This window comes from Marinactinospora rubrisoli, from assembly GCF_042664915.1.
Classification (GTDB): Bacteria; Actinomycetota; Actinomycetes; order Streptosporangiales; family Streptosporangiaceae; genus Marinitenerispora; species Marinitenerispora rubrisoli.
The window spans coordinates 99,981-125,765 of the sequence record NZ_JBHTBH010000005.1 but is presented as its reverse complement, the minus strand read 5'-3'; the positions used below and the strand labels follow the sequence as shown (position 1 = coordinate 125,765).

Below are 25,785 nucleotides of genomic sequence, written 5' to 3'. Positions count from 1 at the left end.
TCCGGAGGCACCCTATCGAGCGGTTGTTCAGATAGGTAGACAAATGTCACTATTCAAGACGAATAACCGGACTCCACTCACATACCGGGCAGGCCACCTGGCGAGCCGCCGGTCACCCGCCGGTGCCGGCCGCGGCGTCCTCCGGCCGCTCCGGAAGCGGGAAGCGCAGCGCGGCCGCGGCGACGTGCCGCCGCAGCCCCGTCTCCGCCCGGACGTGCCGCACGGTGCCGCCGTCGTCGACCACCTGCTCCACGAGATCACCCAGCACGTCGGAACTCCGGCGGGCCGGTGCGCCGCACAGCGGGCACGCGTCGCCCGAGCGCGCCAGCCAGCCGTCGCGCTCGCACACCACCCCCGGCGCCGTCGCGCCGTCCTCGACGGCCAGATGGCGGACCGCGGTCACGGTGCCCGCCCACAGGCAGTCGCGCAGGCCCACCGCGGCCAGGCCCCCGCCGGAAGCCGTCTCCAGCAGCCGGGACACCTCGCGGCGTTCCTCGGCGCGCTCGTACTGCTCGATGGCGTGGTCGGCGAGCTTGCGGATGTCGTCGGGCGTGCTCGTCCCCGGATCGAGGGCGAACGTGCCCACCACCCGGGCGCGCAGGGCGTCGGGGAGGAAGCCGAGGAACGGGGTGATCTCGTGCCGGTGACCGCCCACGATCAGCAGTTCGCACCCTCCCGTTCGGAACAGGTCCGCCAGCCGGGTCGCGACCAGTCGGAAGTGCCGCTTGCTCAGTTCCTCCGTCCGGTTGCGAACGCCGTACTCGGCGAACCAGGCGGCGAAGTCGGGTTTGCGCGGGAACTCGTCCCGGAGGCGGTCGACCGCACGGATCTCGTCCTGGTACACCTCCCAGATCCAGGCCGCGGCCCGGTCCACCACCGCCACGCAGTAGCGGTGGTACTCGTCCAGGACCGCGAGCATGGGCCGCACCCAGGGAGTCGCGTCCACCATGACACGGTCCCGGGTCCGGCGCGGCAGGTCGAACCGCTCGAACATGCCGCGCCCACTGCACGAGAACAGCGCGATCGTGCCGCGGGTCCACATCTCCTCGCTCGCCGCGGCCTCCAGGCGCTCGATGTCCCCGCGCAGCGACATCCGCTGCTCCCGTCCCAGCCGCTCGTCCGCCACCCGCGGGCGGAACTGGTGCAGCAGCCCGCTCAATCGCGTCGGCAGCGCGGCACGGTCCGCCGGATCCACCGGCACCGACAGGTAGACCGAGACGACCGGCAGCCCGTCCCCGTCGAACCGGATGACGCGGTCGATCTCCTGCGCCGTGATCATCCTGCTCGCCTCCTCGCGCCCCTGCCGTCCGGACGGGCCCGGCGCCCCCACCGTCCCCGGCCGCGTACGCCGGCCGCCCGTTCGGTCGCGGAGCGGTTGATTTTGGGGTCTTGCTGATGGTGATACCCGGTTCGGGCCGGTCATCCTGCCTTCCGGCGGGACGTGCGGGCGGCCGTACGCCTGGCGGCGGCCGTCCCGCGCCTAGCGGTGCAGCACCAGCCCGTCGTACGCCGTCCGGTACGGGACCTCGGCGGCGTGGGCGAGCATCGTGGGCCCCATGTGGGTGAGGACGAGTTCGCCGGTGGCCAGGTCCGCGGCGTGCTCGTGCACGGTGGTGTAGTCGAGGTGGTAACGCACCGGGCGGTCGTGGGTGTAGGACTCGCAGGCGAACACGTCCGTCCCTGCCGCGGCCTCGCGCAGGGCCGGGGTCCACGCGGTGTCGCCCGAGTAGCCGAACACGGTGCCGCCGAGCGCGACGCGCACCGCCAGCGCGGGGGCGCCGCTGGCGTGGTCGACCTCCCAGGCCGCCGCGGTGAGCGGGCCGGTCGAGCGTGGAGCGCCGGCGCCGTCGAGTTCGTGGACGTGCACGGCGAACCGGCGGGGCGCGGCGGCGGAGCCGGGAAAGAGCGCCTCCATCGCGGCGCGAAGCCGGTCGGCGGTACCGGCCGGGCCGAATACGGTCAGCGGTTCGACGCGGCGGGTGAACTGGCCGTCCAGGATGAGGAACGGCAGCCCGCCGAAGTGGTCGCCGTGCAGGTGGCTGAGCACGACCGCGTCCACCTCGCCCGGGTCGAGGTCCTGGCTCTTCAGCGCGGTCAGGCTGGTGGCGCCACAGTCGACCAGCACCGTGTAGCCGTCGGCGCGCAGCCGGATGCAGGTCTGGAACCGTCCGCCGGTTCCGAAGGCGTCCCCGCTGCCGACGAACCTGATCTCCATCCGGCTGCCTCCCCGTGCTCGGCCTGCTCGTGGACTCGCGCGCCCCCGGGGCCAGCCTCGCAGAGCCCGGTCCGCCACAGGCCGCCCGCCACGGCGCGCCCTGTGGCGGGTAGCGTCTGCCCCGACCGAGGAGGAGGCGGGGCGGATGGGCGCTGAACCGGAGACGTGGGACGACACCGCACGGCGGGTGTCCGGGCTGCCGGGAATCCGCTCGGCCGCCGTCACGCTCACGGCCACCCCGATATAGATCGAGGCGGAGACGGACGACGGGCGCTGGGTGTACTTCCACGCCCGGTACGACCAGGTGTGGCTCGGGGTGGGGGACGACATCGACGCGGCCTCGATCAACGAGGAGGGCGCTATGCGGCTCCGGCTCGTGGGCGCCGGGCGGTTCGCCGCCGGTCACCTCGGCCCGGACGAGGGCTTCCACGCCTTCGCGCTGCTGTGGTCCCGCCGCCGGGCCTGGGAGGACTGAACCGGGCGGCGGTGGCCGAGTGGACGGCCCGGGTCGTCCACTCGCTCGCCGGGGGCCGAGGGCCGGATGCCCCGTGGGGCGTCCGGCCCTCGGCCGGTTCGCGTTACTTGGCGGCGGGCAGGCACACCCGCTTGCCGTTCGCCGGAGCCTCCTCGGCGGGCTGCTCCGCGTGGTGCTCGTGGCCGGCGGGAGCCTCGGCGGCCGGCGGTGCCTGGTCGTCGGCGGGAGCCGGCTCCTCGGCGGGGGCGTCGTTGGCGGCGGCGCCGATGTTGAGGTCGATGCAGTTGTAGAACGCGTTCGCGGTATCGTAGACGTTCCAGACGGCCAGGACCTTCTGCGGGCCGCTGTAACCGGAGAAGTCGACGGTGTGCGTGAAGGTCGAGGGCGGCTGCGCGCCGCCGTCGTCGAAGACGGCCACGCGCTCGCCGTCGATGAAGTACTCCCAGGTGCTGGTGCGGTGGTTGGCGGTGATGTTCCAGGTGAAGTTCACCGAGGTGCCCACCGGGGTCACCTCCCAGCCCTTGCCGTCGTCGTCGAGCTCGGAGAAGCGGGCGTTGCCGCCGCTGCAGCTGGTCAGGCCCTTGGGGCCCTCGACGCTCTGCGGCTCCCACTGGATGTCACCGCACCCGGAGACCGTCCCGGAGGCGCACTGGGCCTGCCGGCTCTCCGGCGCGGAGATGTAGCCGTGGGCGAAGGCGGTGCCCGCGGGCAGCATGGCGAAGACGAGGGGGGCTGCGGCGGCACCGGCGGCGGCAGCGGCGATCTTCCGTTTCAGCGTCATGGTGTGTCCTTGTCTTCTGAGCCGCGTTCCCCGTGGGGGTACGCCGGTCCGGCGCCGGGGGTGAACCCGGCGGCTCCGGCGGTACGGGGACGCGCGGCGGGGGGATGTGGTGAGGACCGCTGGGGGAGGTCCTCGGTGGGCGAGGGTCGACCCGTCCTGTCCGCCGCCGGCTGCGCTGCCGGCGGGATGCGTCGACGCGTCGGGTGGGACGCCGGTCCCGGGGGCTTGTCGGGCGCGGATGACAGGGCGAGTCCGGGCGGGTCCCGAGGTGGTGCCGACGCCGTTCGTCCGACGGCGCGGACCGGCCGATCGGGGGGTTTCCGCTCGCCAGTGAATGTGGTCTAGACCGTAATTGCCCGGCCATTGTCGGTCAAGGTCATCCGGCCGGAATCCCACATGTCCTCGAAATATCGAATTACGGAAAACCGCGCCTTTCCCGGCGGTGACCTGCACTTTTCCCGGGGCATGGAATCCGGGAACGGCGGAGGCGCCCACCCTGATCACGACCGTGTTGACCTGGGACGACGCCTCGCACCGCGCCTCGGAAAGCGGTTTCCAAAAAATCTGCTCAATCCGGGGCCGAGGCGTACACCACACTCGCACGCCGTCTCGGATACGCCGCACACCGCACGATTCAACGTGTATGCTCACTCCTTTTACCACATTACTCCGTATTCACGCGGCCCGTACCGCACCGGCCGCCACCAGCCGGAATCGACCAACCAGTCGGTGGGCGAACGCGCTACAGTGCGGGCAGGGCGACCGCCCGCCCTGCGCCGCCGACCGTCGTCGAGGGAGTGGCACCGACCGTGGACGATCGAGGAGACCGCACCGGCCCCGCGGCGCCCGCCGAGACCGCACCGGCGGCGGCGCCGTCCGGCGCCGCACCGCCGCTGCCGCCCGGCCCGCCCACCACCCGGGTGGACCGCTGGCTGTGGGCGGTGCGCCTCACCAAGACCCGCGCCGAGGCCGCCCAGGCGTGCCGCGGCGGGCACGTCCGCATCAACGACCGCACCGCCAAGCCCGCCGCGCCGGTCGGCCCGGGCGACGTCGTCCGGCTGCACACGCACGGCGTCACCCGGATCGTCGAGGTCGCCCACGTGATCGAGAAGCGGGTCGGCGCGCCCATCGCGGTTCGCTGCTACGTCGACAACACGCCCGCGCGGCCCCCGCAGGCGGCCGCCCCCGTGGCCTACCGTCCGCGCGGCGCCGGCCGGCCCACCAAACGCGACCGCCGCCGGCTGGACCGCCTGCGCACCGAAGGCTTCTGACCCGCCCCGGGGCACCGCCACGACCCCGGCCGCACCGGCCCGCCACCGGCCACGGCCGGAGGCACCACGCGCTCCGCGATCGGACGGCCGCACACTGTTGCGGACGGCGGGTCCGCCGCCGTACCGTCAGGGTGCCGTGGTGTTCGGGAAGCCGGTGCGACGCCGGCGCGGCCCTCGCCACTGTGTACGGGAAGTCCGGGACCACCGCCCGCGCCGCCAGCGCGGAACGGCCTGAGCCACTGGGGTGATCGCCCTGGGAAGGCCGGCACCGGACGCTGACCCGTGAGCCAGGAGACCGGCCACGGCACCGATGACCATCCACGAGGTGCTGGAGAGCTGGTCTCACAACATGCATATCGCTGAGGGCTTTCTGCCTCCCGTGCACGCGGTGGCCTGGACCGTCGCCGCGGCCCCTTTCGTCGTCCATGGCGCCCGGGCGGTCACGATGGCCGTACGCACCGACCCCGACGCCAAGCTGCTCCTCGGCGCGTCCGGCGCGTTCTGTTTCGTGCTGTCGGCGCTGAAGATCCCGTCCGTCACGGGCAGCTGCTCACACCCCACCGGCACCGGACTCGGCGCCGTCCTGTTCCGGCCCCCCGTCATGGCGGCTCTGGGGACCGTCACCCTGCTGTTCCAGGCGCTGCTGCTCGCCCACGGCGGCCTCACCACGCTGGGCGCGAACGTGTTCTCCATGGCGGTGGCCGGCCCCTGGGCCGGGTACGGCGGCTACCGGCTGGTCCGCGCGCTCACCGCCCGGCTCCCCGAGACCACCGCGCTCGGGCTCGCGGTGTTCACGGCCGCGACGCTGGCGTCACTGAGCACCTACACGGTGACGAGCCTGCAACTGGCGCTGGCCTTTCCCGACGCCGGAAGCGGCATCCCCGGGGCGTTCGCGAAGTTCGCCGCCGTCTTCTCGCTCACCCAGATCCCGCTCGCGGTGATCGAGGGCCTGATCACCGTCGTCATCGTCCGGCTGCTGAGCACGGTGGCGCGCGACGAACTCCTCCGGCTGGCCGTGCTGCGGCGCGCCACGGGCGAGCCCGGTGCGCCGGCCGGCGAAAGGACGGTGTGACCATGGCGACCCGGGACCACGACACCACATCCGGCGGCCGGACGACCGGACGGCCGCGCCCGGCGACGACCTGGCTGCTGGTGCTGCTGGCCGCCGCGATCGCGGTGCTGCCCCTCCTCCTCGGCGCGGGCCGGCACCTGGCGGAGCCGTTCGCCGGTGCGGACGGCCAGGCCGAGGAGGCCGTGGGCGAACTCGCGCCGCACTACGAGCCCTGGTTCGCACCGCTCTACGAGGCGCCGTCCGGGGAGATCGAGTCCGGGCTGTTCGCCCTGCAGGCGGCGATCGGCGCGGGCGTCATCGGCTACTGCCTCGGCGTGGCGCGGACCCGGCATCGGCTGCGGACGGCGCAGGGCGCCCGCGCGCCGGACGAGAGGGGCGGCGCCGGACCGGAGGCGGACCCCGCCGACCGGCGCTGATCCGTGCTGGCGATCGACGCCGCCGCCTACCGCGGCCCGTGGCGGCGGCTGCACCCCGCCGTCAAGGGCACCCTCTTCGGCGGGCTGCTGGTCTGCGCGCTCGTGCTGCCGGCGTGGCCGGGCGCCGCGTTGAGCGCCCTGGCGGCGCTGGCGGCCGGGTTCGGGCCGGCGCGGGTGCCCCCGCGCGCGTTCCTCCGCGCCGCGTGGGCGCCGTCGCTGTTCGTGCTGACCGGCGCGGTGACCCTGCTCGTCAGCGTCGGTGGCCCGGACGGCCCGGTCGCGTGGGCCCCGGACGGCGCGCGGCGCGCCGCCGAGGTCTCCGGCCGGGCCGCCGCGGCGCTGTGCTGCCAGCTCATGTTCGCCTTCACCACCCCGCTCGCCGACCTGCTCCCCCGCCTCACTCGGCTCGGCCTGCCCGCCGCGCTCGTGGAGGTGGTGGCGCTGACGTACCGCATGCTCTTCGTCCTGCTGGACACCACGCGCCGGATCCAGGCCGCGCAGGCCGGACGGCTCGGCTACCGGTCCCGCGCGGCCTGGATCCGCTCGCTCGGCGCGCTCGGCGCGGCCGTCTTCGTCCGCTCCTACGACCGGGCCCGCCGGATGCGGCGGGGACTGGAGTGCCGCGGCTACGACGGCACGCTCACCGTGCTCGTCGAGGAGCGGCCGGTCCGCCCGGCGGCCATCGTGGCGGCGGTCGCTCCCCCGCTGCTCGTGGCCGTGGCCGCCCTCGCCGCCGGGATCTCACCCTCGCCCGGTTGAAGCAGCAGACTCCCGGCCCGGGGCGCCCCGCCGGCCGGTGACGGGAAAGGACCCACCCGCGACACCGGCCGGGGCGCGATCCCTCCGGTTCGACACAGCGGCATTGGAGGTGCCTGTGGTGACACGGCTCTCGCTCAGTACACCGTACGCGCGGGACGCTCGCCGCTCACGGCGAACGGCCCGTCCCCCCGCGGCCGCCCGGATGGACGCCACCGCGGCCGGGGATCTCCTCGAAGGAGCACCGTGACGTGACCCACCACACCGACCCCGCCGCCGCGCCCGCCGTCCTCGCCGGCCGCGACCTCGTCTTCGGCTACCGCGCCGGCGACCCGGTCCCGGTGTTTTCGGGCGTGACCGTCGAGGTACCGGCCGGCTCGGTACTGGCGGTGCTCGGGCCGAACGGTGGCGGCAAGACCACGCTGCTGCGCCTGCTGGCCGGCAGCCTGACCCCCGACGCCGGGCGGGTCGTCCTCGACGGCACGGAGGTGCGCCCCACCCGGCGTGGTGTCGGCGAGCTGCGCCGCCGGGTGCAGTTGGTGTTCCAGGACCCCGACGACCAGCTCTTCTCGGCGAGCGTCGCCCAGGACGTCTCGTTCGGCCCGCTCAACCAGGGCCGCCCCGAGCCGGAGGTCCGCGAGCGGGTGGCGTGGGCGCTGGCGGCGCTGGAGATCGCCGACCTGGCGGACCGGCCCACCCACCTGCTCTCCTACGGCCAGCGCAAGCGGGTGGTGCTCGCCGGCGCGCTGGCGATGCGGCCGGACGTGCTCGTGCTGGACGAGCCGACCGCCGGTCTCGACCCCGAGGGCGTCGAGGCGCTGCTGGCGACGCTCGGCGGCCTGCGCGCCGCGGGCACCACCCTGGTCATCTCGACGCACGACGTGGACCTCGCCCACCGCTGGGCCGACCACGCCGTGCTGCTGGACCGCAGGGTCCTGGCGGCCGGTCCGGCCCGTGCGGTCCTCACCGATCCCGCCCTGCTCTCGGCGGCCCGGCTCCGCCCCGCCTGGGGACCGGCGGTGGGCGCCGCGCTCCGCGCCGCGGGCGCCGTCCCGGCGACCGCCCCGGACCCGGCGACCCCGGGCGAGGTGATCCGGCTGACGAGATGAGGCCGTCCCATATCCCGGTCCGGTTGATTCCGGGGCCGGCCGGGCACGCGGTGACCGCCGTGCGGTCAGTCCGCCGGGTAGCAGCGCACCTCCGTCGCCTTGACCCCCGCCCACACGGAACCCCCCACCACGGGCGCCAACTCCCCGAGCCCGGCCGGGGTCACATCCGCGCTCACCGCGAAGCCCGAGGCCGGATCCTCCAGGCGCACCCGCACATGGTCCCCGAACCGCTCGATCCCCTCGACCCGCAGCCGCCACACGTTACGCGGCGTGCCCACCGGCGCCTCCCGGTACAGCGCCACCGCGCGCGGCGGGAAGGCCGCGAACACCCGGCTGTCGGGGTGCGGCCGTGGCCCCCCGGCGGGCCGACGGCGTGTGGGCGGTGATAGGGCCGAACGGGACGGCCATCATGGTGAACCACCTGATGAGACGATGCGGCTGTGCGCGACCCGGCCGACCGCTGTCGGCCGTGGCCCGGCCCGTCTGTCGCCGAGTCCCCGGCGGACGCCGCATGCCGCCGCGTCCCTCGGCACCGCCAAAGCGTCTCCCGCAGCGCCGCCCGCACGCGCACCCGCCAGAGGCGGCGCGGCACCGCGGAGACCCGTTCGACGGCGCGGCTCCCGGTCCGGGCCGGGAGTCACCTGAGCGCCGCGGCTCGGCCGGGCGGGCCGACGGCTGGAACGCCCCGCCGCCCGGGTCCTCGGCGGGACCCGGGCGGCGGGGCCAGGGTGTCCGGTCCGGGACCGCCCGGCGACCGGACACCGGTCCGCTCACGGCGTCCGCCGGACCTCCGGCACCCAGGCCGACGTCCGGAACATCGTGTAGGAGTTCACGGCCGGGAGGTCGTACGGAACCGGCTCGGCCGTCTCCGTCTGCACGATCTCCGTGTAGATGGGCATACCGGTCTCGGCGTCGAACATGATGCGGCGCTCCAGTTCCGCACCGGGGCCCTCCTCGTCGGACCGCACGAGGAAGAGCAGTCCGGGCCGGCCGGACCGGTCCTCCGCCGCGCCGGCGAACCGGACGTCGTCGCGCTCGGCCAGCATGCGCAGCGCCGCGCCCTGGACGGCCGGGGCGACGGGCTGCTCGTCGTACAGCGCGGCGAGCGCGTAGAACAGGCCGGCGGTGGTCTGCCCGTCGCTCCATCCGGCGCCCCGGATCAGCTGGCCGGCCAGTGTGCCGGGGTCGGTGGACAGGGTTCCGGGCTCCCACACGAAGCGGAGGCCGCCCTCCCCTTCGGCGTCCCACTCGTACTCCTCCTCGCCGCCCGTGAACAGGTCCAGGACGGGCCGCTCATCACCGGCGAGGTGGTCGGGGACGTCGGGCCGGCGGATCACCAGGCCGGAGCCGTCCGGATCGCGCCAGGCCCGCACGTCCTCCGGAAGGACGCCCCATCCGGCCTGGTCGGTGTCCAGGTCGTGCGAGAGCACCAGTGACCAGGTGGACGTGTGGAGATAGGAGACGTCGCCCCCCGGCGCTTGGGTCTCCTGCCCTTCCGCCCGCTCGGCGAGGTCGAGCAGCTCCGCGCGGGCGTCGCGCAGGTCGCTCATCTCCACCGCCAGCGGGGCCGGAGGCGGTCCGGCGTACGCCGTCTGCGCGCGGCTGCCGACGAGTCCGCCGATGGCCGCCACGGCCACCGCGCCGGCGGCGGTGGCGAACGCGAGTCTCCGCCACGCCCCCGGGCGGCCAACCGTCCGCGGGCGCCCGGGGCGCTGCGCGCGGGCGAGCGCGTCGATCCTCGCCGCGTTCAGCTGCTCGGTGCCGGTCCGGACTCCGGCCGCCGGGTCGTGGGCGGCCAGCAGGTCGCGCACCGCTCGCTCGTCCGTGTTCATCACAGTCCCCCCATCGCGATGATGTCGCTCCTGGCGGAGCCGGCGGTCGCCGATTCCGCGTCCATCAGCCGGGTGATCCGCCTGCGGGCGCGGTGCAGCCGCACCCGGGCGGTGGCCGCGGTGCAGCCGAGTACGCGCGCCGCCGCGCGGACGTCCAGCCCCTCCCACGCCACGAGCAGCACGAGTTCACGCTCGTTCGGTTTGAGGCGGCTCAGCACCGCCAGCGCGGCCGCACGTTCGGCGACCGGCCCGGACGCGTCATGCACCGGAACCGCCCCCTCCCAGGCGCCGCCGAACGAACTCAGCACTTCGCCGCGCCGCCGCTCCTCGCGGTAGCTCGCCAGAACGATGTTGCGGGCGGCGGCGTACAGCCAGGGCAGCGGATCGTCCTCGGGAACCTTGGCGCGGCGCCGCCAGGCGACCGCGAACGTCTCCGCCGCGACGTCGTCGGCCCGGTCCGGCCCCACCCGCCGCCACGCGTAGCGGCGGACGTCGTCGTAGTGTCGTTCGAAGAACCGGGTGAACTCTCCGTGGGCGTCCGCATCCGGGGCCTCGTCCCTTGTCATCGGGTCCCTTTCGGTTGACTCATCTCCTTATGTCGGGGGGACCGCGATCGTTACCCATGGGATGGGGCCGATTCGGGGACGCGAGGTGGACGCACCCACGGCGGGGACGTCCGGCCGGGGGCTACTCGCCGGCGGTGGCGACCGCGCGGAGCACGCGTTCGCTCACCCGCCAGCGGTCGGAGGCCGCGCGGTAGCGGCGGCCGCGCTGGCGCTCGATCGTGGTGACGAGCCGGTCCCGCTGCGCGGCGTCGAGGTCGCCGGCCATCTCGGCGGCGAGCAGCATGGCGTGGTAGTGCTCGAACGCGCTGCGGGGGTCCTCGACGGCCGCCAGCACCGCCTCGGGGTCACGCAGGTCGGGCCGTTCCCGCATCATGGCGAGGGCCGTCACCCGTTCGCCCTCGTCGTCACCGCGCAGCCACGCGGCGACGTCCCCAGGGCTCGCCCGCAGTTTCGCCGCGGTGCCGCGCGCCCGGTCCATGACGTCTTCGAGCATCGCCGTCCGGTCCTGCCCCGGGGGCATGGCCGTCCGGAGCCGCCGGTACTCGCTGGCGGGCGCCCTCGCCTCCTCCAGGAACGCCACCGCCTGCTCGCGCAGCCGCTCCGCCTCGTCGCGGTCGCCCTCCAGCTCCGCCTTGCGCGCGGACGCCGCGGCCTCGGCCGCCTTCCGCAGGTTCACGCGGGTGCCGTTGAACTCGAAGCTGTCGACGAGGTGGCCGAACATCCCGACGAGCAGCAGCAGCCCGCCGACCGTGAGCAGCGCGGTCGTCCCGGCCTCGTTGTCGCTGGTGAACACCGCCACCGCGCCGGTCACCAGCGCCGCGCCGCCGGTGCAACCGGCGATCCACTGCAGCGTGCCGGGCGGCGGCTTCGGGCTCCTCGGGGTGGACGGGGGTTCCGAAGGGGGCACGCGGGTCTCCTCACCGTCGCGGACGGACGACCACCGGGACCCGGCGGGTCCCGGGGCCATTCAACCGGACCGGAGGCGGGGGCGCAGGCGGTCGCCGGTCCCGGGCGGCACGGACCGCCGGTGGCCATGGCCGGCCGTCAGTCGCCGCCGAGGACCTCCAGCGCCGGCAGGGCGCGGTCGGCGTAGTCGAACAGCGCCTGGTTCTCCCACGCGTTCCCCGACGCCGGGTCGGTGGGGTCCCAGCCGCTGCCCGCCACGGCGGTCCAGGTGGGTTCCCAGTAGAAGACGCCCAGGCCGCGCCCGCCGGGAACGGACTCCACCGCCGCCATCACGTCGCGCAGGTTGGCGCTCTGCCCCTCCGGCGTCGCCGGGTAGCCGGGAACCAGGTCGGAGGTCCCGGCGATGATGTTGGGGTGCGCGTCGTCGTTGTCGAGGGTGAAGGGGTACGCGGTCTCGGCGACGAGGACGTCCTTGCCGTACCGGGCGGCGGCGTCGGCGAGGTTGGCGCGCAGGTCCTCGATACCGCCGTGCCAGTACCCGTAGTAGGACAGGCCGATGACGTCGAAGGGCACGTCCCGGGCCACCGCCTGGTCGAACCACCACCGGGTCTGCTCGTTGTCGCCGCCCTCGGCCAGGTGCAGCACCACGCGGGTGGCGGGGTCGGCGTCGCGCACGGCGGACGCCCCGGCGGTCAGCAGCCGGGCGAGTTCCTCCCAGTCGTCGATGGATCCGTCGGGCCACAGCATCCCGGCGTTGAGCTCGTTGCCCACCTGCACCATGTCGGCGGGGGTGCCCTGCCCGGCGAGGGCGGCGCACAGCGCGTAGGTGTGGTCGTACACCGCCGTCCGCAGTTCCTCGCCGGACAGGCCGGCCCATGCGGCGGGCTTGGTCTGCCGGCCGGGGTCCGCCCAGAAGTCGGAGTAGTGGAAGTCGATCAGGGTGCGCAGGCCGGCGTCGTGCGCGCGCCGGGCCATCTCCAGCACGCGGTCGTGGTCGTTGTAGCCGTCCGCGGGGTCCACCCAGACCTTCAGCCGGACGTGCGTGACGCCGCTCTCGGCGAGCAGCCGCAGCGGGTCGGCCGGTTCGCCGGAGGAGGTCAGGTAGCCGGCGCCGAAGTCCTCGTTCTTGGCGAGGCTGGAGACGTCGGCGCCGCGGACGTCGAGCACCGCCGCCGCGGCGGGGGCCGGAGCGGTGAGGAGGGGCAGCAGCAGCGCGGCCGCCGCGAGCGCGCAGGCCGGCGCGCGGCGGGTTCGGGAGGTTCCGGTGGCGCGGGGGGACATCGGCATCGCCCTTTCTGGTCGTGGGCCGTCGGGGTGCGGAGCCGGGCACCGCTAACCGGCGGCGAGCCGGACGACCCGCACGCCGCCGGGCGGCACGGTTGTGGTGTCGGCGCAGCTCTCTCCGGTGAGCAGGTCGGTGCCGGAGGCGGGGACCTTGACCTCGTCGCCGGTGTGGTTGATGGCGAACAGGTACTCGGTGCCGCCACGGCGGCGCCGCACCACCTCCACGTCGGCGGGCAGGTCGGCGGGGACGGCGACGCCGGCGTCGGCGAGCACGCCGTCCAGCAACCGGCCCAGGTGCTGCCCGGTCAGGCGGGTGGAGACGTACCAGGCGCGTCCGCGGCCGAGTTCGTGCCGGGTGACGGCCGGGCGGCCCGCGGCCGGGCCGTCGCGGTAGTCGTGCACGGCCGCGGCGCCGGTCAGGTCGATGGCCTCGGCCCAGGCGTCGGCGCGCAGGCCGTCGCCGACCGTCACGGTCTCGCCGGCGCGCAGCGGCAGGAACTCCTCGATCTCCAGGCCGAGCAGGTCGCGCAGCGCGCCGGGCATGGCTCCGGGGTGCAGCGCGTCGTTGGCGTCGACGATGCCGGAGAAGTAGGAGACGAGCAGGGTGCCGCCCGCCTCGACGTAACGGCGCAGGTTCGCCGCGGCGGCGGGGGTGGTGAGGTAGAGGGCGGGGACCACGACGAGCGGGCGGCCGGACAGGTCGGCCTCGGGGGCGACGAAGTCGACGGTGAGGTGCCGGTCCCACAGCGACTCGTAGTAGGCGGCGATCCGTTCCCGGTAGTCCAGCTCGACGGAGGGGCGCCACTCCAGGCCCTGGGCCCACCAGGACTGCCAGTCCCACACGATCGCGACGTCGGGGACGACGGTGGCGCCGCGGACCTCGTCCAGTGCGGCGACGTCGCCGCCGAGCTCGACCACCTCCCGCCAGATCCGGCCACGCGGGCCGGCGTGCGGCACCATGGCCGAGTGGAACTTCTCCGCGCCGAAGCGGGAGGCCCTCCACTGGAAGAAGAGGGCGCCCTCGCTGCCGCGGGCGATGTGCGCGAGGCTGTTGCGGCGCATCTCGCCGGGGCGCTTGGCCAGGTTGCGGGGCTGCCAGTTGACGGCGCTGGTGGAGTGCTCCATGAGCAGCCACGGCCCGCCGCCGGCGAGGCCACGGGTGAGGTCGGCGGACATCGCGAGGTCGATGTGGTTACGGGGCTGTTCGGCGTTGAGGTAGTGGTCGTTGCTGACGACGTCGACCTCCGCGGCCCACGCCCAGTAGTCCAGGGAGGCGCAGTTGGTGGTCATGAAGTTGGTGGTGACCGGCACGCCCGGGGAGAGCCGGTGCAGGATGTCGCGCTCCCGGCGGAAGCAGGCCAGCAGGGCGTCGGAGGAGAAACGGGCGAAGTCGAGCCGGTGCGCCGGGTTGGCGGTGGTGGGGGTCTCGCGCGGGAGATCGACCTGGTCGAAGTCGCCGTAGCGCTGGCCCCAGAAGGTGGTGCCCCACGCCTCGTTGAGCGCGTCGATGTCGCGGTAGCGGTCGCGCAGCCAGTCGCGGAAGGCCGCCTGCGCCGCGTCGCTGTAGCTGGCGCCGGTGGGCGCGCCGTACTCGTTGTGCACGTGCCACAGCGCGAGTGCGGGGTGCCCGCCGTACCGCAGGGCGAGCTGCTCGGTGATGCGGGCGGCGGCCTCGGCGTAGGCGGGCGAGCTGGGGCAGTACCCGGCACGTGAGCCGAACCCGAGGACGCGGCCGTCGCGGGTCACCGGCCGGGCTTCGGGGTGGGCCTGGAAGAACCAGGCGGGCGGGACCACGGTGGGGGTGGCGAGGTCGACGGCGATGCCGCCGGCGTGCAGCAGGTCCAGGAGCCGGTCCAGCCAGCCGAAGGTGTAGTGGCCCGGCCGGGGTTCGAGCAGCGCCCAGGAGAACACGCCCACGGTGACCAGGTTGACCCCGGCGGTGCGCATGAGTTCGACGTCGCGGGGCCACAGCTCCTCCGGCCACTGCTCCGGGTTGTAGTCGCCCCCGTAGGCGATGCGGTCCAGTTCCGGGGGCAGCCGCCAGCCGTCGGCGCCGGGGGCGGCGGCGCGGGGGGCGTGCCGGGGGCGTTCGGAGTGCATACGGCTCCTCGTGACTGTGAACGTTCCCAGTACTTGTCGGCGTTGCCACCGGTTCCGTGCCGATACTCCCAGATTCGAGCACATTGACAAGTGACCCAGTTCACAAATTAGTGTGTACGTTCCCAACACTTGGCGCCACCCGCTGCCCCCGAGCCGGAGGTCCCCATGAGACGCAGGCTGCCCGCCGAGATCACCGGTCTGGCCCTGAGCGCGGCGCTGCTCGCCGGATGCGCCCAGGGCCCCGGCGACGCGGCGGGCGATGGCGTGGTCGAACTGACCTTCTGGGCCTGGGCGCCCAACATGGAGCGGATCGTCGACGAGTGGAACGCCGACCGCCCCGACGTCCAGGTCACCGTCAGCAACCTCGCGCAGGGCGACAACCTGGTCACCAAGCTGCTCACCTCGCACAAGGCCGGATTCCTGCCCGACCTCGTCCAGGCCGAGTACCAGGCGCTGCCGACCCTGGTCAGCCGCGGGGTCCTCGCCGACATCTCCGGCCACACCCAGGGCGCCGGCGACCGCTTCCCCGAGAGCGCCTGGCGGCAGGCCACCCTCGGCACCGACGCCGTCTACGCGATCCCGCAGGACGTCGCGCCGATGATGATGTTCTACCGCCACGACCTCTTCGCGGAGCTGGACCTCGTCGTGCCTCGCGACTGGGACGAGTTCGCCGATACGGCGCGCCAGGTGCGTGAGCGCGATCCCGGCCGCTACCTCACGACCTTCTCCGCCAACGATCCCGGCTGGTTCGCCGGACTCAGCCAGCAGGCGCGCGCGTCGTGGTGGAGCACCGAAGGCGGCACCTGGAGCGTCGGAGTCGCCGGCCCGCCCACCCTCGACGTCGCCCGCTACTGGGGTGAACTGGTCGAACAGGATCTGGTCGACGACCAGCCCATGTACACCCCCGCCTGGAACAAGGCCCTCGGCGACGGCACCCAGCTCGCCTGGCTGAGCGGGGTGTGGGCGCCGGGCGTGCTCGCCGGCACCGTGCCGCAGACCGAGGGCGACTGGCGGATGGCGCCGCTGCCGCAGTGGGACCCGGACCGGCCGGCCACCGGCAACTGGGGCGGCTCCACGACCGCCGTCACCACCGGCTCGGAGCACGCCGCCGCGGCCGCGGAGTTCGCGCTGTGGCTGAACACCGACCCCGAGGCCGTCGGACTGCTCATCCAGGAGGCCGGGGTGTACCCCGCTCTGGAGTCGGCGCAGACCGGGGGCGCGCTGACCGAGCCGCCGCCGTTCATGGCCGGCCAGCCGGACTTCTACGAGGAGGCCGCCGGCATCGCCGCCACCACCTCCCCGTTCGCGTTCGGCCCGAACGTCAACGTCACCTACGCCACCTACAAGGCGGCCTTCACCGACGTGATCAACGAGGACGCCGACTTCACCGACGCCGTGCGGCGCATGCACGAGGCGACGCTCACCGACATGCGTGACACCGGATTCGAGGTGGCCGGATGACCGCCGCCCCTCGCGCTCCCCGCGCCGCCGCGCGGGCGCGCCGCGTCCCGTGGCTGTTCCTCGCCCCGGCCGGCACCCTGTTCGTGCTCGTCTTCGCGCTGCCCATCGGGTACACGGTGTACCTGAGCCTGCAGCGGGTGCGGATCACCGGCCTGGGCCTCGAACCCGGCTCGCGCCGGCAGGTCTTCGCCGGGCTCGCGAACTACCGCGCGGTGCTGACCGACGCCGAGTTCGGCGCCGGGATACTTCGGGTGCTCGGCTACGGCGCGCTGCTGGTGCCGTTGATGCTCGGGCTCGCGCTGGTGTTCGCGCTGCTGCTGGACAGCGGCCGCGCCCGGCTGCGCAGGCTCGCGCGCGTCGCGATCTTCCTGCCCTACGCGGTGCCGAGCGTCATCGCGAGCCTGCTGTGGGGCTTCCTCTACCTTCCGGCGGTGAGCCCGCTGCTGAACGCGCTCACGGCGTTGTCGCTGCCGGTCCCCGAGCCGCTGGCGCCGTCGGGCGTGGTGTTCGCGCTGGTGAACATCGGCCTGTGGGGCGGGGTCGGTTACAACATGATCGTCATCTACACCACACTGCGCGCGGTGCCGCCCGAGCTTTACGAGGCCGCCCGGCTGGACGGCTGCTCGGAGGTCCAGATGGCGCTGCGGATCAAGATCCCGCTGGTGGCGCCCGCGCTGGTCCTGACCGGGCTGTTCTCCGTGATCGCCACCCTCCAGGTCTTCGCCGAGCCGATGGCGCTGGTGCCGCTGACCAACTCTCTGTCCCGCACCTGGAGCCCGCTGATGAAGATCTATGAGGACGCGTTCGTGTTCGACGACATCCACGCCGCGGCGGCCATGTCGGTGCTGGTGGCCGCCGGGACGCTGCTGCTGTCCTCGCTGTTCTTCCGGATCGGCGGCACCCGCGCGGCCGGCGGTGGCCGGTGAGCGCCGTCACCGCGCCGCGCGTCCCACGGGCGGGGCGGCGGCCGGGTGGAACGGCGCGGCGCGGCCGGACCGGCGGTGGGCGCGCGCTCGGCTCACTCGCGCCGACCGCCGTCCTGCTGCTCGGCACGGTCTACTGCCTGCTGCCCGTGGCCTGGGTGGTGGTGGCGGCCACCAAGACCAACGGGGAGCTGTTCGCCGACGCCACCTTCGCCCCCTCCACCGCGCTGTGGGCCAACGTCGCCGAACTGTCCGCCTACGGCGACGGCGTCTTCTGGCGGTGGATGGCCAACACGGCCTTCTACGCGGGCCTGGGTGCGGCGCTGTCCGCGCTGCTGTCGGCGCTCACCGGGTACACGCTGGCCAAGTACGAGTTCCGCGGCCGGGAAACGGTGTTCCGGGTGCTGCTCGCGGGCGTGCTGGTGCCGCAGATCGCCCTGGCGGTCCCGCAGTACCTGCTGCTGGCCGACGCCGGCCTCACCGACTCCTACTGGTCGGTGCTGGTGCTGTCGGTCTTCAGCCCGTACGGGATGTACCTGGCGCGGGTGTACGCGCAGGCCGCGGTGCCCGACGAGGTGGTCGAGGCGGCTCGGGCGGACGGCTGTTCCGAGGGGCGGATCTTCGCGCGGATCGCGCTGCCGATGATGCTGCCCGGGCTGGTGACGATCTTCCTCTTCCAGTTCGTCGCGATCTGGAACAACTTCCTGCTGCCGTTCATCATGCTCGGCGATGACCGGAAGTTCCCCCTCACCCTGGGCATCTACACGCTCCTCAACCAGGGCACCAGCCTGCCCGCCCTCTATACACTGGCGCTCACCGGAGCGCTCCTGTCCATCATCCCGCTGGTCGCGCTGTTCCTGACCCTGCAGCGGTACTGGCGGGTCGACCTCGTCAGCGGCGCGATCAAGGGGTGACGCCCCAGCCGGGCGCTCCGCACAGCAGCCGGACCGAGGAGCACATGGCACCCGAGCAGTCACGACGGCCCCGCCCGCGCGCAGCGGCGGACCGCCCCACCATCCACGACGTCGCGGCGGCGGCCGGGGTCTCGCGTGGCACCGTGTCGCGGGTGCTCAACGGGGGCGCCAACGTCAGCGCGAAGGCGCGTCTGGCGGTGCAGGAGGCGGTGCGGACGACCGGGTACGTGCCCAACCCGGCGGCGCGCAGCCTGAAGACGCGGCGGGCGGGCTCGGTGGCGTTCCTGCTCACCGAGCCCCAGGAACGGCTGTTCGAGGACCCGACGTTCGGGGTGCTGCTGCACGGCTGCACCAAGGCGCTGGCCCGGCATGATCTCCCGCTCACCCTGCTGACCGCCGGCACACCGGAGGAGCGGGCGCGCGCCCGCCGCTACGTTGAGGCCGGGCACGCCGACGGCGTCCTCCTGGTGTCGGGGCGGGCGGGCGAGCCGCTCGTCGGCGCGTTCCACCGATCGGGGACGCCGCTGGTGCTGTGCGGCCGGCCGATCGGGCAGGCGAGCGGGATCGCGTACGTGGCGGCCGACGACCGCGAGGGCGCCCGCCAGATGGTGCGCCACCTGCGCGAGCGGGGTCACCGCCGGATCGCGACCATCACCGGGCCGCTCGACACCCCCGGCGGCGTGGACCGGCTCGCCGGCTACCGCGACGTCATGGGCGAGGCGGCGGCACCGGAGCTCGTCGCGGTCGGCGACTACAGCGGCGCGGGCGGCGCCGCGGCGATGGAGTCGCTGCTGCGGTCCGCTCCCGACCTCGACGCCGTGTTCGTGGCGTCGGACCTGATGGCGGCGGGGGCGATCGGCGCGCTGCACCGCGCGGGGATCAAGGTGCCGGACGACGTCGCGGTCGGCGGTTTCGATGACACCACGATCGCCGCGGGCACGAGCCCGCCGCTGACCACCGTCCGGCAGCCGCTGCCCCGGATCGCCGCGGAGATGGTGCGCCTGCTCATGGAGATCATCGACGGCTCCCCCGGCGCCGCGGTCATCCTCCCGACCACCCTCGTGCGGCGCGGGTCCGCCTGAGCGCGCGCTCCACCTCTTCCTTTTTGGTGTTTTGCCTGTTCGGCCTCATGTGACCGCCAAGGGCGGGGAACGCTGGTGGAAGGTGGTGCGGGCGGACATCGGGGGTCCGCCGCCGGGGGAGGTTCGGTCATGCTGGCAGCCCGAGGGCGGTGGGCCGTGGCCGCCGCCGGTGCGGCGGCCTATGTGGCGGCGACCGCCCTGATGTTCGCGACCGGGCACACCTCGGTCGCCTCACCCAGCCGGCAGGCCTCGGGGCCGCTCACCCAGCTATGGCCGGCGGTCGCGGTGGCGCTGCTGCTGATCCGGCTGATCCCCTGGCGCACGCCCGCCGAGACCGAGGCCGAACGGCTGCGCCGGGAGCTCGGCATCCGGCACCTTCCGATGGAGGTCGCCGCACTGCTCGGCTGCCTCGTCGGATTCCACGTCGGCGACGTCGCCCTGGGTCACTTCCTGGGGATGGTGAACCCGTCGTTCCCCGCGCTCTCCTACGACACCGCCAAGGTGCTGTTCCTGCTCATCGTCCCCATGATCCTGATCGGCCCCGAGGGCATCCTGCGGTACACCAGCGCCGGCGTCCCGCGAACGGCCAGATTGGGCGTGCGCATCTCCGAGTCGTGGCGGTGGGCGGGCGTGGTGGCCGTCGCCGCCTACCTGTACATGGCGGTCTACGTCCCGTGGACCAGCCCGCTGCCCACGCCCTACGCCCTGCCGAGCGGGTATCCGTTGTGGGCGCGGGTGCTGCTGACCTTCGCCGACTCCGTCGTGCTCGGCGAGATCTTCTACCGGGCGGTGCTGCAGACCCGGCTGGAACTGCTCCTCGGCCGGTGGCCGGGAATCCTGCTGTCCGGCCTGATCTACGGCGTGTCGAGCGGCATCGGCGCGCACGCCTACCCCGCGTGGTGGGTGACGGTGGCGATGGGCATAGCGGTGCAGGGCGTCGCGGCGCTGCTGCTCGGCTACCTGTGGTCGCGGTACCGCAATCTGTGGATGAACATCCTGCTGCACACCTGCATCACCGGCGTGACGCTGCTGCCGGTGCTCACTCGCGGTTAGGCGGCGGCAGGGCGGTGAACTCCTGCTGCCCTCCTCCGCCGCGGACACGGTGACCGGCTGCCCGGACTACAAGGTCACCGCCGTGGCGCTACGGCCCGCCCCATCCGGCGGGCCGACGGCGCCGGAGGGCTGACGGCAGCGCCGGCCGCCCCCGCCACCGGCCTACGGCCGCTCGCCCGCGGCCGGCCGGCGCGACCGCGGGACCAGGGTCTCCATCGAGATGGGACCGAGCAACCCGGAGATCATGTGGTGCGCGCGCAGCAGCAGATCGTCCACGGTCACCAACCCGACGACGGCCTGACCGTCCACGACCGGGAGCCGGCGGAAGGCGTTGTGGCCGAAGATGTCGAACACCTCCTCCAGGTCGTCGTCCGCGTCGACCACCCTGGCGTCGCGTGACATCACGTCCCGGACCAGGGTCTGCTCGGGCGACCGGCCCTGCGCGACGCACCGCAGCACGATGTCACGGTCGGTCACGATGCCGATGATTCCCCCGTCCATGACGACCAGGCAGCCGACCCCGGTCCGCTGCATCTCCCGGGCCGCCTCCGCCACCGCGGCGACCGGTGGGATGGCGTCGACCGGGGTCGTCATGACGTCGCGTACCTTCATGTCGGTTCCCCCGTGAGTTCGCGGGCGGACGGTGTTGACGACCGTCCCGGCGGCCGGGTGGGGCCGCCTACGTTCCAGACTCACGCGCGGTGACCGGGGACGAACAGGGCCGAAGGCCATGACGGTGCGGGGACGTGCCTCCTCAGGCCGACGATCCCGGCCGGGGCCCGGATTCCGTCCCGCCATGACGAAGCGCCTCCCGGATGGCCGGGCGTGGCGGGGGCCGACGGCCCGCTGGGCCAGTCGCACGCGGACACAACGATCGGGTCACATCCTGCCCGGAGGCCGCTCGCCACCCCTAAAGCAACTTATCGTCGCTATAGTCACCGCGTCGGTACAGGGGAGCGAGAGGGGACGGGATGCAGATCCTGGTCAGTGGTGCGGGAGCGGCCGGACTGTGCGCGGGCATCGATCTGGCGCGCGCCGGGCACGAGGTCGAGGTCGTCGAGCGGTCGGACCACCTGCGCGTCAACGGCTCGCCCATAGACGTGCGCGGCGACGCGATCGAGACGGCCGAGCGGATGGGCATCCTGGACGCGGTGCGCGAGCGGCGGATCACGATGACCGAGCGGACGAAGTTCGTCGACCGGTCCGGCGCGGCGGTCGCCTCCCTGGTGATGCAAGAGATCAACGAGACCTCTGACGACATCGAACTCCCCCGCGAAGACCTCATGATCATCCTGCGGCAGGCCCTGCCCGAGCAGGTCGACCTGCGCTTCGAGGAGTCCATCGCGAGGCTGGTCGACGACGGGGATCGGGTCGCGGTCACCTTCGCCTCCGGCCGCGAGGCCGCCTACGACATCGTCATCGGCGCCGACGGGGTGCACTCGGGGGTGCGCCGGCTGGTCTTCGGCCCGGAGAAGGAGTTCACCGAGCCCCTCGGGGTGTACGTCGCGATCGCGGACGCGCCCGGCCAGGTGACGCCCGGCGACACCCGCGAGACGGAGATCCTCAACCTGCCGGGGCGCTTCGCGGGTGTGGCCCGTTACCGCGACAAGGCGCTGGCGATCTTCGAGTTCCGGTCCGACCCGATCGACTACGACTACCACGACCTGGCCGCCCAGAAGCGCATCCTGGCCGACGCCTTCGCCGGGATCGAGGACTGGAAGGTCCCCGAGCTGCTGGAGACCGCCCAGCACGATCCCCGGCTCTACTTCGACGCGATCGCCCAGATCCACATGCCGACCTGGCACCGGGGACGGGTCGTGCTGATCGGGGACGCCGCGCACTGCGCGACTTCGATGGCCGGGCGCGGCACCTCGCTGGCCCTGCTCGGGGCGTGGACGCTCGCCGAGGAGCTCGGCCGTCACGGCGACGACATCGAGGCGGCCTTCAGCGCCTACGAGCAGCGCCAGCGCCCCCACGCGGCGGCGGCCCAGGAGTTCGCGCGGGGCGGGGCCGACCTCGTGGTCCCCGCCACCTGGGAGGCCATCGAGGCGCGCAACGCACGGCTGCGTGCGGCACAGCCGCTGTAGGCCGTGGCCGAGCGGGCCGTCGCTGTCGCACCCACCCGGCATCATCCCCATCACCGGCCACCGAGCCGCGAAATGATCACCGGCACCAAGATCATAAAAAAAAGTCCGGGTCAAGGACATCGACGGCCCGCGCAGGCCGCCGCATTTCACCTGCACCCTGAACTGGGAATTCACCCGGAAATCAGTGTGCATCCACCTCCACCGTACGTACGTACCTCCGCCACGTGCACCGCCCTTATTCCGGGCCGAAAAACCGGCCTTGGATTCGTCCGACCCGTCGGCCATAATCGCGGCAGAAAGTCCGCTCGATTCGGGATCCGTGTGCGACCCCGAACCGTCGGACATTTCATCCGCTGGGGTGCGGCGGAGGTGACAGGTGAATGACGGGGCGCTTGGGGTGCGGCGTTGAGCGAAGAGTACGTGATACGGCCTGACGAGATCATCGTTCCCGAACTCAACGTCTGCGAACTGCAGACCGCGGCCGGCGCCCTGCGCAGCGACGGCACCGGGATCGCCCAGCTCGGGAACGACATCAAGAGCGCCTGGGGCGGGCTGGAAGGCAACTACATCGCCCCCGAAGCCGACATTCTGCTCGCGGCGGTCAATCCGGTGGCCACCGCCGGCGACGACTTCAATTCCGCGATCTCCACCGTCGCTGACGCGCTGGACGACTTCGCCGAGGAGGCCGGCCCCATCCAGGCCCGGCTGCGCGAACTCAAAGCCGAGGCGGTGGCGTTCAAGGCGCACATCGACGCCAACGACGACTGGCGCGAGGACGAGGACAAGGTCGAGGAGTTCAACGAACTCAACGACGAGATTCTCGCGAAACTCAACGCCTACATGGCGGCGGAGCGCGCCTGCGCGAACAAGATCACCGCCATCTTCGGCGGGACCACCTTCGTCGCCGGCGAATACGGCGCCGAGCCCACCGAGCGCGACGGCCGGCAGGTCTACGGCTACACCGACGTGCCCGAAGGCGTGCAGACACCATGGGCGACCCCGCAGGAGCACGACGCCGGATGGTTGTCGGACGTCGGCAGCGGCATCTGGGATTTCGTCTCCGCCCCGTTCCTCGACGCGGCCTCCATGGTCGGGCTGTACACAGAGGACGGTGGCTGGTTCGACGGTAATCCCATCGACAATGCGAAGCAGTACTGGGGCGACACCTTCGACGGGGTGCTCTCCCTGGTGGGCGTCAACGGGCTCTCAAGCGCCTGGGACGCGTGGAAGGAGGTGGCCCACTCCTTCGTGCCCTGGCGGGAGTGGGGCGACCGCCCCGGCTACGTCATCACTCAGGGCATCCTCAACATCGGCACCACCGTCGCCGGTGTGGTCCTGAGCGCCACCGGTGTCGGCGCCGTCGTTGGCGCCCCGCTGCTGGCCATGCGCGGCTCAAGGATCCTGCGAGCCCTGAGCGGGGTGCGCGGCGACGGACCCGAAACACCGAACGCGCCGAACGCACCCGACGCCCCGAACAATCCAACGGACAGGTCCGACCTCCATATCGACCAAGGCCCCGACCGCCCCGGCCGCGACGGCGGCCCGTCCCCGGACGCCGAACTCGACGCCGCTCTCGACGGGCTCGGCATCCCGCGTAACCAACTCGACGGCCTCAACGAGTCCCTGGACGACGCCGCCCGCCTCAGCGAACTCCCCGACCCCCCGACGCCCGACACCCCCACCCGCCCGGACACCCCGGACAGCACACCGTCCGAGCCGAGCCGGCCGGACGCGGACACCACCCCCGCCGAACCCACCGACCGGACCCCCGAGCCCCCCACGCGGGACGAGCCACCGGCCGAAGCGGAGCGGCCCGCCGACAGCGACCGCAACGATGCCGACACCACTCCGGACGGGCCCGACAGCGAGACCGGCGACGCACCACGCACGCCGGACCTCGACGCCGACGCGGACGCCGACCAGGAGCGAAGGGACGCCGACGCGGACGCCTCCGACCCGCTCCAGACCCCCGAGAATCTGCCCACCACCCGGCAGATCCAGGAACTCGTCGAGCGCTTCGGCGAGGACCTCGACCTGGCCGACCTGGCCCACCCCGAGGGCATCATCGGCGAACTCAACGACCGCCAGCGGGAACTCGTGAACGCGGGCGTGCCGGAGGGCCGCGCGGAGATGCCGATCGGCGACCGGCCGGGCGGCGGGTCGTCACCGGACCTGTCACCTTCGGCACGGCTGGACACACCGTCAGGAGGAGGCCCGTCAAACGACGGGATCGACCTTCCTCCGTCGGGCCGCGGTGGTACCGGGACGATCGACGCGCCCAGCGGTGGCAGCGGTCCGTCGGGCGGCGGGCCGGACCTGCCGCCCGGCGGCCGAGGGGGCGGGCCAGGTGGTCTGCCAGAGGGCGACGGAGGATCGTCGGATCGCGAAACTCCGGAGTCGTCCGCCGACGGCTCCTGGCACCCGGAAAACACCGACCCTGCTCCGCCCGGCTACACGTGGGTTAAGGGCGACCCACCGTACGTCAGGCGCCTGGAGGTTCGCGATGATCTGCCGCAGCTGAGGTGGAATTGGGACAAGGGAGAATTCCAGGAGGTCACAGGACGCGAGCGGGAAGATTTCCAGCCGGGAACCACTCGAGAGCAGGCCTACGACGTCCTCACCAGGAGCGACAACTCCTCTCTTCGAAAGTTCGTCGAAGTCCTGACGGACTTCGGCCTCATTGACGCGAACAATGTCGATGCCGCCGGACGTCCGATCGATATCCTTAACGCGATTTCGAATGACCCGGGGGCCGATCTGGGCGGACGCCCACACGACTACGTTCGCCACTTCGCCAAGGAGCAATTCCGCGAGGCTCTGGTCCGCCACGTGCTGGATCAAGACGTCATCGTGAACGACCCCCGCTTCACGGAACTCCTTGACCGGGGTCTCGACGCCGACCAGGCCTTCCGGGCCACGAGTCACGAGCTGATGCTGGAGGCGAGCCGGGACCTTGCCAGCTCGGATCGCGGCAGTCTGGGCGAGGCATGGTACCAAGAGATGTACGCATCGGAGGGGCACTCTCAGGTCCGAATCAGCCGAGAACAGGCGAGCCAGCTGGGATTCCAGTTGGAGGGCAACCGCCGGATCGACTTCGTCGAAGTCAGAGACGTCAGGGGAGTGGAATCCGGCCGGGTCATTGAGATAAAGAACGTCACGACCAGACTCGGCGACCGAGAAGAACGTCAGATCAGAGACCTCCTTAATATTCCCGGGAACGAAATAAATGTTCCGGGACGGAATGACCCGCTTCCGATCAGAAGCGTCCGGGTCGCATTCCCCGATCCGAGAGGGACTCTAAGCAACGCGACCTTCTTGGCGGACTTCCTGGAAGAAAGACGAGGCGCCCCTATCGAGATCGAGATCCACGGCCCCGAAGGGCTGCGACGAACGTTGAGGGCAAACCAGGAGAGCATCGATTTCCTTCGCAACAGGACTGACCTAAAAGAATGGCTAGGCCTGGACGGCGAATAGCCGACGGC

General features: G+C 73.0%; 21 protein-coding genes, 2 pseudogenes and 1 riboswitch. Of the genes and pseudogenes, 13 read left to right on the top strand and 10 right to left on the bottom strand.

The window, feature by feature from the left end:
• Positions 1–112: 112 nt before the first annotated feature.
• Together ACFQRF_RS11855 and ACFQRF_RS11850 are read right to left on the bottom strand one after the other, a co-directional pair.
• A complete protein-coding gene (locus ACFQRF_RS11855) occupies positions 113–1,279 on the bottom strand; it encodes a baeRF10 domain-containing protein (RefSeq protein ID WP_379871097.1) in 1,167 nt (388 codons plus the stop codon).
• A 201-nt stretch (positions 1,280–1,480) separates the two neighbouring features.
• On the bottom strand, positions 1,481–2,215 hold the full coding sequence (locus ACFQRF_RS11850; protein ID WP_379871096.1) for an MBL fold metallo-hydrolase: 735 nt from the start codon (positions 2,213–2,215) through the stop codon (positions 1,481–1,483).
• A gap of 277 nt (positions 2,216–2,492) precedes the next feature.
• Here ACFQRF_RS11850 and ACFQRF_RS11845 point away from each other — a divergent pair, with 277 nt between their 5' ends.
• Positions 2,493–2,690, top strand: a complete 198-nt coding sequence (locus ACFQRF_RS11845; protein ID WP_379871095.1) for a hypothetical protein — start codon at positions 2,493–2,495, stop codon at positions 2,688–2,690.
• Positions 2,691–2,946: 256 nt separating this feature from the next.
• Here ACFQRF_RS11845 and ACFQRF_RS11840 read toward each other — a convergent pair.
• Positions 2,947–3,471: pseudogene (locus ACFQRF_RS11840) on the bottom strand (lytic polysaccharide monooxygenase auxiliary activity family 9 protein); the annotation flags it as partial.
• A gap of 893 nt (positions 3,472–4,364) precedes the next feature.
• Here ACFQRF_RS11840 and ACFQRF_RS11835 point away from each other — a divergent pair.
• The 5 genes from ACFQRF_RS11835 (at position 4,365) to ACFQRF_RS11815 (ending at position 8,095) form a co-directional block, all read left to right on the top strand.
• Positions 4,365–4,742: an RNA-binding S4 domain-containing protein gene (locus ACFQRF_RS11835; protein ID WP_379871388.1), complete on the top strand. Its 378-nt coding sequence runs from the start codon at positions 4,365–4,367 to the stop codon at positions 4,740–4,742.
• Positions 4,743–4,862: 120 nt separating this feature from the next.
• A riboswitch (cobalamin riboswitch) is annotated at positions 4,863–5,060 on the top strand.
• Positions 5,053–5,814: an energy-coupling factor ABC transporter permease gene (locus ACFQRF_RS11830; protein WP_379871094.1), complete on the top strand. Its 762-nt coding sequence runs from the start codon at positions 5,053–5,055 to the stop codon at positions 5,812–5,814. Its footprint overlaps the riboswitch before it by 8 nt.
• 2 nt (positions 5,815–5,816) lie before the next feature.
• Complete coding sequence (locus ACFQRF_RS11825) at positions 5,817–6,230, top strand: energy-coupling factor ABC transporter substrate-binding protein (protein WP_379871093.1); 414 nt, start codon at positions 5,817–5,819, stop codon at positions 6,228–6,230.
• Between the two features lie 3 nt (positions 6,231–6,233).
• Positions 6,234–6,989, top strand: a complete 756-nt coding sequence (cbiQ, locus tag ACFQRF_RS11820; protein WP_379871092.1) for a cobalt ECF transporter T component CbiQ — start codon at positions 6,234–6,236, stop codon at positions 6,987–6,989.
• Positions 6,990–7,237: 248 nt separating this feature from the next.
• On the top strand, positions 7,238–8,095 hold the full coding sequence (locus tag ACFQRF_RS11815; RefSeq protein ID WP_379871091.1) for an energy-coupling factor ABC transporter ATP-binding protein: 858 nt from the start codon (positions 7,238–7,240) through the stop codon (positions 8,093–8,095).
• Between the two features lie 65 nt (positions 8,096–8,160).
• Here ACFQRF_RS11815 and ACFQRF_RS11810 read toward each other — a convergent pair.
• From ACFQRF_RS11810 to ACFQRF_RS11785, 6 genes and pseudogenes are all read right to left on the bottom strand, one after another.
• Positions 8,161–8,457: pseudogene (locus tag ACFQRF_RS11810) on the bottom strand (TOBE domain-containing protein); the annotation flags it as partial.
• A 408-nt stretch (positions 8,458–8,865) separates the two neighbouring features.
• A complete protein-coding gene (locus ACFQRF_RS11805; protein WP_379871090.1) occupies positions 8,866–9,927 on the bottom strand; it encodes a CU044_5270 family protein in 1,062 nt (353 codons plus the stop codon).
• Positions 9,927–10,493, bottom strand: coding sequence for an RNA polymerase sigma factor (locus ACFQRF_RS11800; RefSeq protein WP_379871089.1), 567 nt, complete (start codon positions 10,491–10,493; stop codon positions 9,927–9,929). Before ACFQRF_RS11800 ends, ACFQRF_RS11805 begins: the two co-directional genes overlap by 1 nt.
• A 121-nt stretch (positions 10,494–10,614) precedes the next feature.
• Complete coding sequence (locus tag ACFQRF_RS11795; protein ID WP_379871088.1) at positions 10,615–11,400, bottom strand: hypothetical protein; 786 nt, start codon at positions 11,398–11,400, stop codon at positions 10,615–10,617.
• A 137-nt stretch (positions 11,401–11,537) separates the two neighbouring features.
• Positions 11,538–12,686 carry a glycoside hydrolase family 53 protein gene (locus tag ACFQRF_RS11790; RefSeq protein ID WP_379871087.1) on the bottom strand — a complete coding sequence of 383 codons (1,149 nt, stop codon included), beginning with the start codon at positions 12,684–12,686 and terminating at the stop codon, positions 11,538–11,540.
• A gap of 45 nt (positions 12,687–12,731) precedes the next feature.
• Positions 12,732–14,783: a beta-galactosidase gene (locus ACFQRF_RS11785; RefSeq protein WP_379871086.1), complete on the bottom strand. Its 2,052-nt coding sequence runs from the start codon at positions 14,781–14,783 to the stop codon at positions 12,732–12,734.
• A 165-nt stretch (positions 14,784–14,948) separates the two neighbouring features.
• Here ACFQRF_RS11785 and ACFQRF_RS11780 point away from each other — a divergent pair, with 165 nt between their 5' ends.
• The 5 genes from ACFQRF_RS11780 (at position 14,949) to ACFQRF_RS11760 (ending at position 20,216) form a co-directional block, all read left to right on the top strand.
• Positions 14,949–16,244 (top strand): ABC transporter substrate-binding protein, encoded by a 1,296-nt coding sequence (locus ACFQRF_RS11780; RefSeq protein WP_379871085.1) that lies wholly within the window; start codon positions 14,949–14,951, stop codon positions 16,242–16,244.
• The gene (locus ACFQRF_RS11775; RefSeq protein ID WP_379871084.1) at positions 16,241–17,170 is read left to right on the top strand and encodes a carbohydrate ABC transporter permease; all 930 of its coding nucleotides are present in this window, start codon (positions 16,241–16,243) and stop codon (positions 17,168–17,170) included. Before ACFQRF_RS11780 ends, ACFQRF_RS11775 begins: the two co-directional genes overlap by 4 nt.
• Complete coding sequence (locus tag ACFQRF_RS11770; RefSeq protein WP_379871083.1) at positions 17,167–18,081, top strand: carbohydrate ABC transporter permease; 915 nt, start codon at positions 17,167–17,169, stop codon at positions 18,079–18,081. The genes ACFQRF_RS11775 and ACFQRF_RS11770 overlap by 4 nt, the downstream gene beginning before the upstream one ends.
• Positions 18,082–18,125: 44 nt before the next feature.
• On the top strand, positions 18,126–19,163 hold the full coding sequence (locus ACFQRF_RS11765; protein WP_379871082.1) for a LacI family DNA-binding transcriptional regulator: 1,038 nt from the start codon (positions 18,126–18,128) through the stop codon (positions 19,161–19,163).
• Between the two features lie 129 nt (positions 19,164–19,292).
• Entirely contained in the window at positions 19,293–20,216 is a 924-nt protein-coding gene (locus tag ACFQRF_RS11760; protein WP_379871081.1) for a CPBP family intramembrane glutamic endopeptidase, read from the top strand.
• A gap of 162 nt (positions 20,217–20,378) precedes the next feature.
• Here the strand turns inward: ACFQRF_RS11760 and ACFQRF_RS11755 are convergent, their stop codons facing one another.
• Positions 20,379–20,828 carry a CBS domain-containing protein gene (locus tag ACFQRF_RS11755; protein ID WP_379871080.1) on the bottom strand — a complete coding sequence of 150 codons (450 nt, stop codon included), beginning with the start codon at positions 20,826–20,828 and terminating at the stop codon, positions 20,379–20,381.
• A 359-nt stretch (positions 20,829–21,187) separates the two neighbouring features.
• Here ACFQRF_RS11755 and ACFQRF_RS11750 point away from each other — a divergent pair, with 359 nt between their 5' ends.
• Together ACFQRF_RS11750 and ACFQRF_RS11745 are read left to right on the top strand one after the other, a co-directional pair.
• The gene (locus ACFQRF_RS11750) at positions 21,188–22,303 is read left to right on the top strand and encodes an FAD-dependent monooxygenase (RefSeq protein WP_379871079.1); all 1,116 of its coding nucleotides are present in this window, start codon (positions 21,188–21,190) and stop codon (positions 22,301–22,303) included.
• Between the two features lie 405 nt (positions 22,304–22,708).
• Positions 22,709–25,777: a hypothetical protein gene (locus ACFQRF_RS11745; protein WP_379871078.1), complete on the top strand. Its 3,069-nt coding sequence runs from the start codon at positions 22,709–22,711 to the stop codon at positions 25,775–25,777.
• Positions 25,778–25,785 lie beyond the last annotated feature (8 nt).

Coding starts and splice junctions, on each gene's coding strand:
- ACFQRF_RS11785 (WP_379871086.1), bottom strand. CDS start 14,783: ATGCACTCCGAACGCCCCCGGCACGCCCCCCGCGCCGCCGCCCCCGGC.
- ACFQRF_RS11830 (WP_379871094.1), top strand. CDS start 5,053: ATGACCATCCACGAGGTGCTGGAGAGCTGGTCTCACAACATGCATATC.
- ACFQRF_RS11755 (WP_379871080.1), bottom strand. CDS start 20,828: ATGAAGGTACGCGACGTCATGACGACCCCGGTCGACGCCATCCCACCG.
- ACFQRF_RS11800 (WP_379871089.1), bottom strand. CDS start 10,493: ATGACAAGGGACGAGGCCCCGGATGCGGACGCCCACGGAGAGTTCACC.
- ACFQRF_RS11765 (WP_379871082.1), top strand. CDS start 18,126: ATGGCACCCGAGCAGTCACGACGGCCCCGCCCGCGCGCAGCGGCGGAC.
- ACFQRF_RS11850 (WP_379871096.1), bottom strand. CDS start 2,215: ATGGAGATCAGGTTCGTCGGCAGCGGGGACGCCTTCGGAACCGGCGGA.
- ACFQRF_RS11790 (WP_379871087.1), bottom strand. CDS start 12,686: ATGCCGATGTCCCCCCGCGCCACCGGAACCTCCCGAACCCGCCGCGCG.
- ACFQRF_RS11775 (WP_379871084.1), top strand. CDS start 16,241: ATGACCGCCGCCCCTCGCGCTCCCCGCGCCGCCGCGCGGGCGCGCCGC.
- ACFQRF_RS11855 (WP_379871097.1), bottom strand. CDS start 1,279: ATGATCACGGCGCAGGAGATCGACCGCGTCATCCGGTTCGACGGGGAC.
- ACFQRF_RS11760 (WP_379871081.1), top strand. CDS start 19,293: ATGCTGGCAGCCCGAGGGCGGTGGGCCGTGGCCGCCGCCGGTGCGGCG.
- ACFQRF_RS11780 (WP_379871085.1), top strand. CDS start 14,949: ATGAGACGCAGGCTGCCCGCCGAGATCACCGGTCTGGCCCTGAGCGCG.
- ACFQRF_RS11750 (WP_379871079.1), top strand. CDS start 21,188: ATGCAGATCCTGGTCAGTGGTGCGGGAGCGGCCGGACTGTGCGCGGGC.
- ACFQRF_RS11805 (WP_379871090.1), bottom strand. CDS start 9,927: ATGAACACGGACGAGCGAGCGGTGCGCGACCTGCTGGCCGCCCACGAC.
- ACFQRF_RS11825 (WP_379871093.1), top strand. CDS start 5,817: ATGGCGACCCGGGACCACGACACCACATCCGGCGGCCGGACGACCGGA.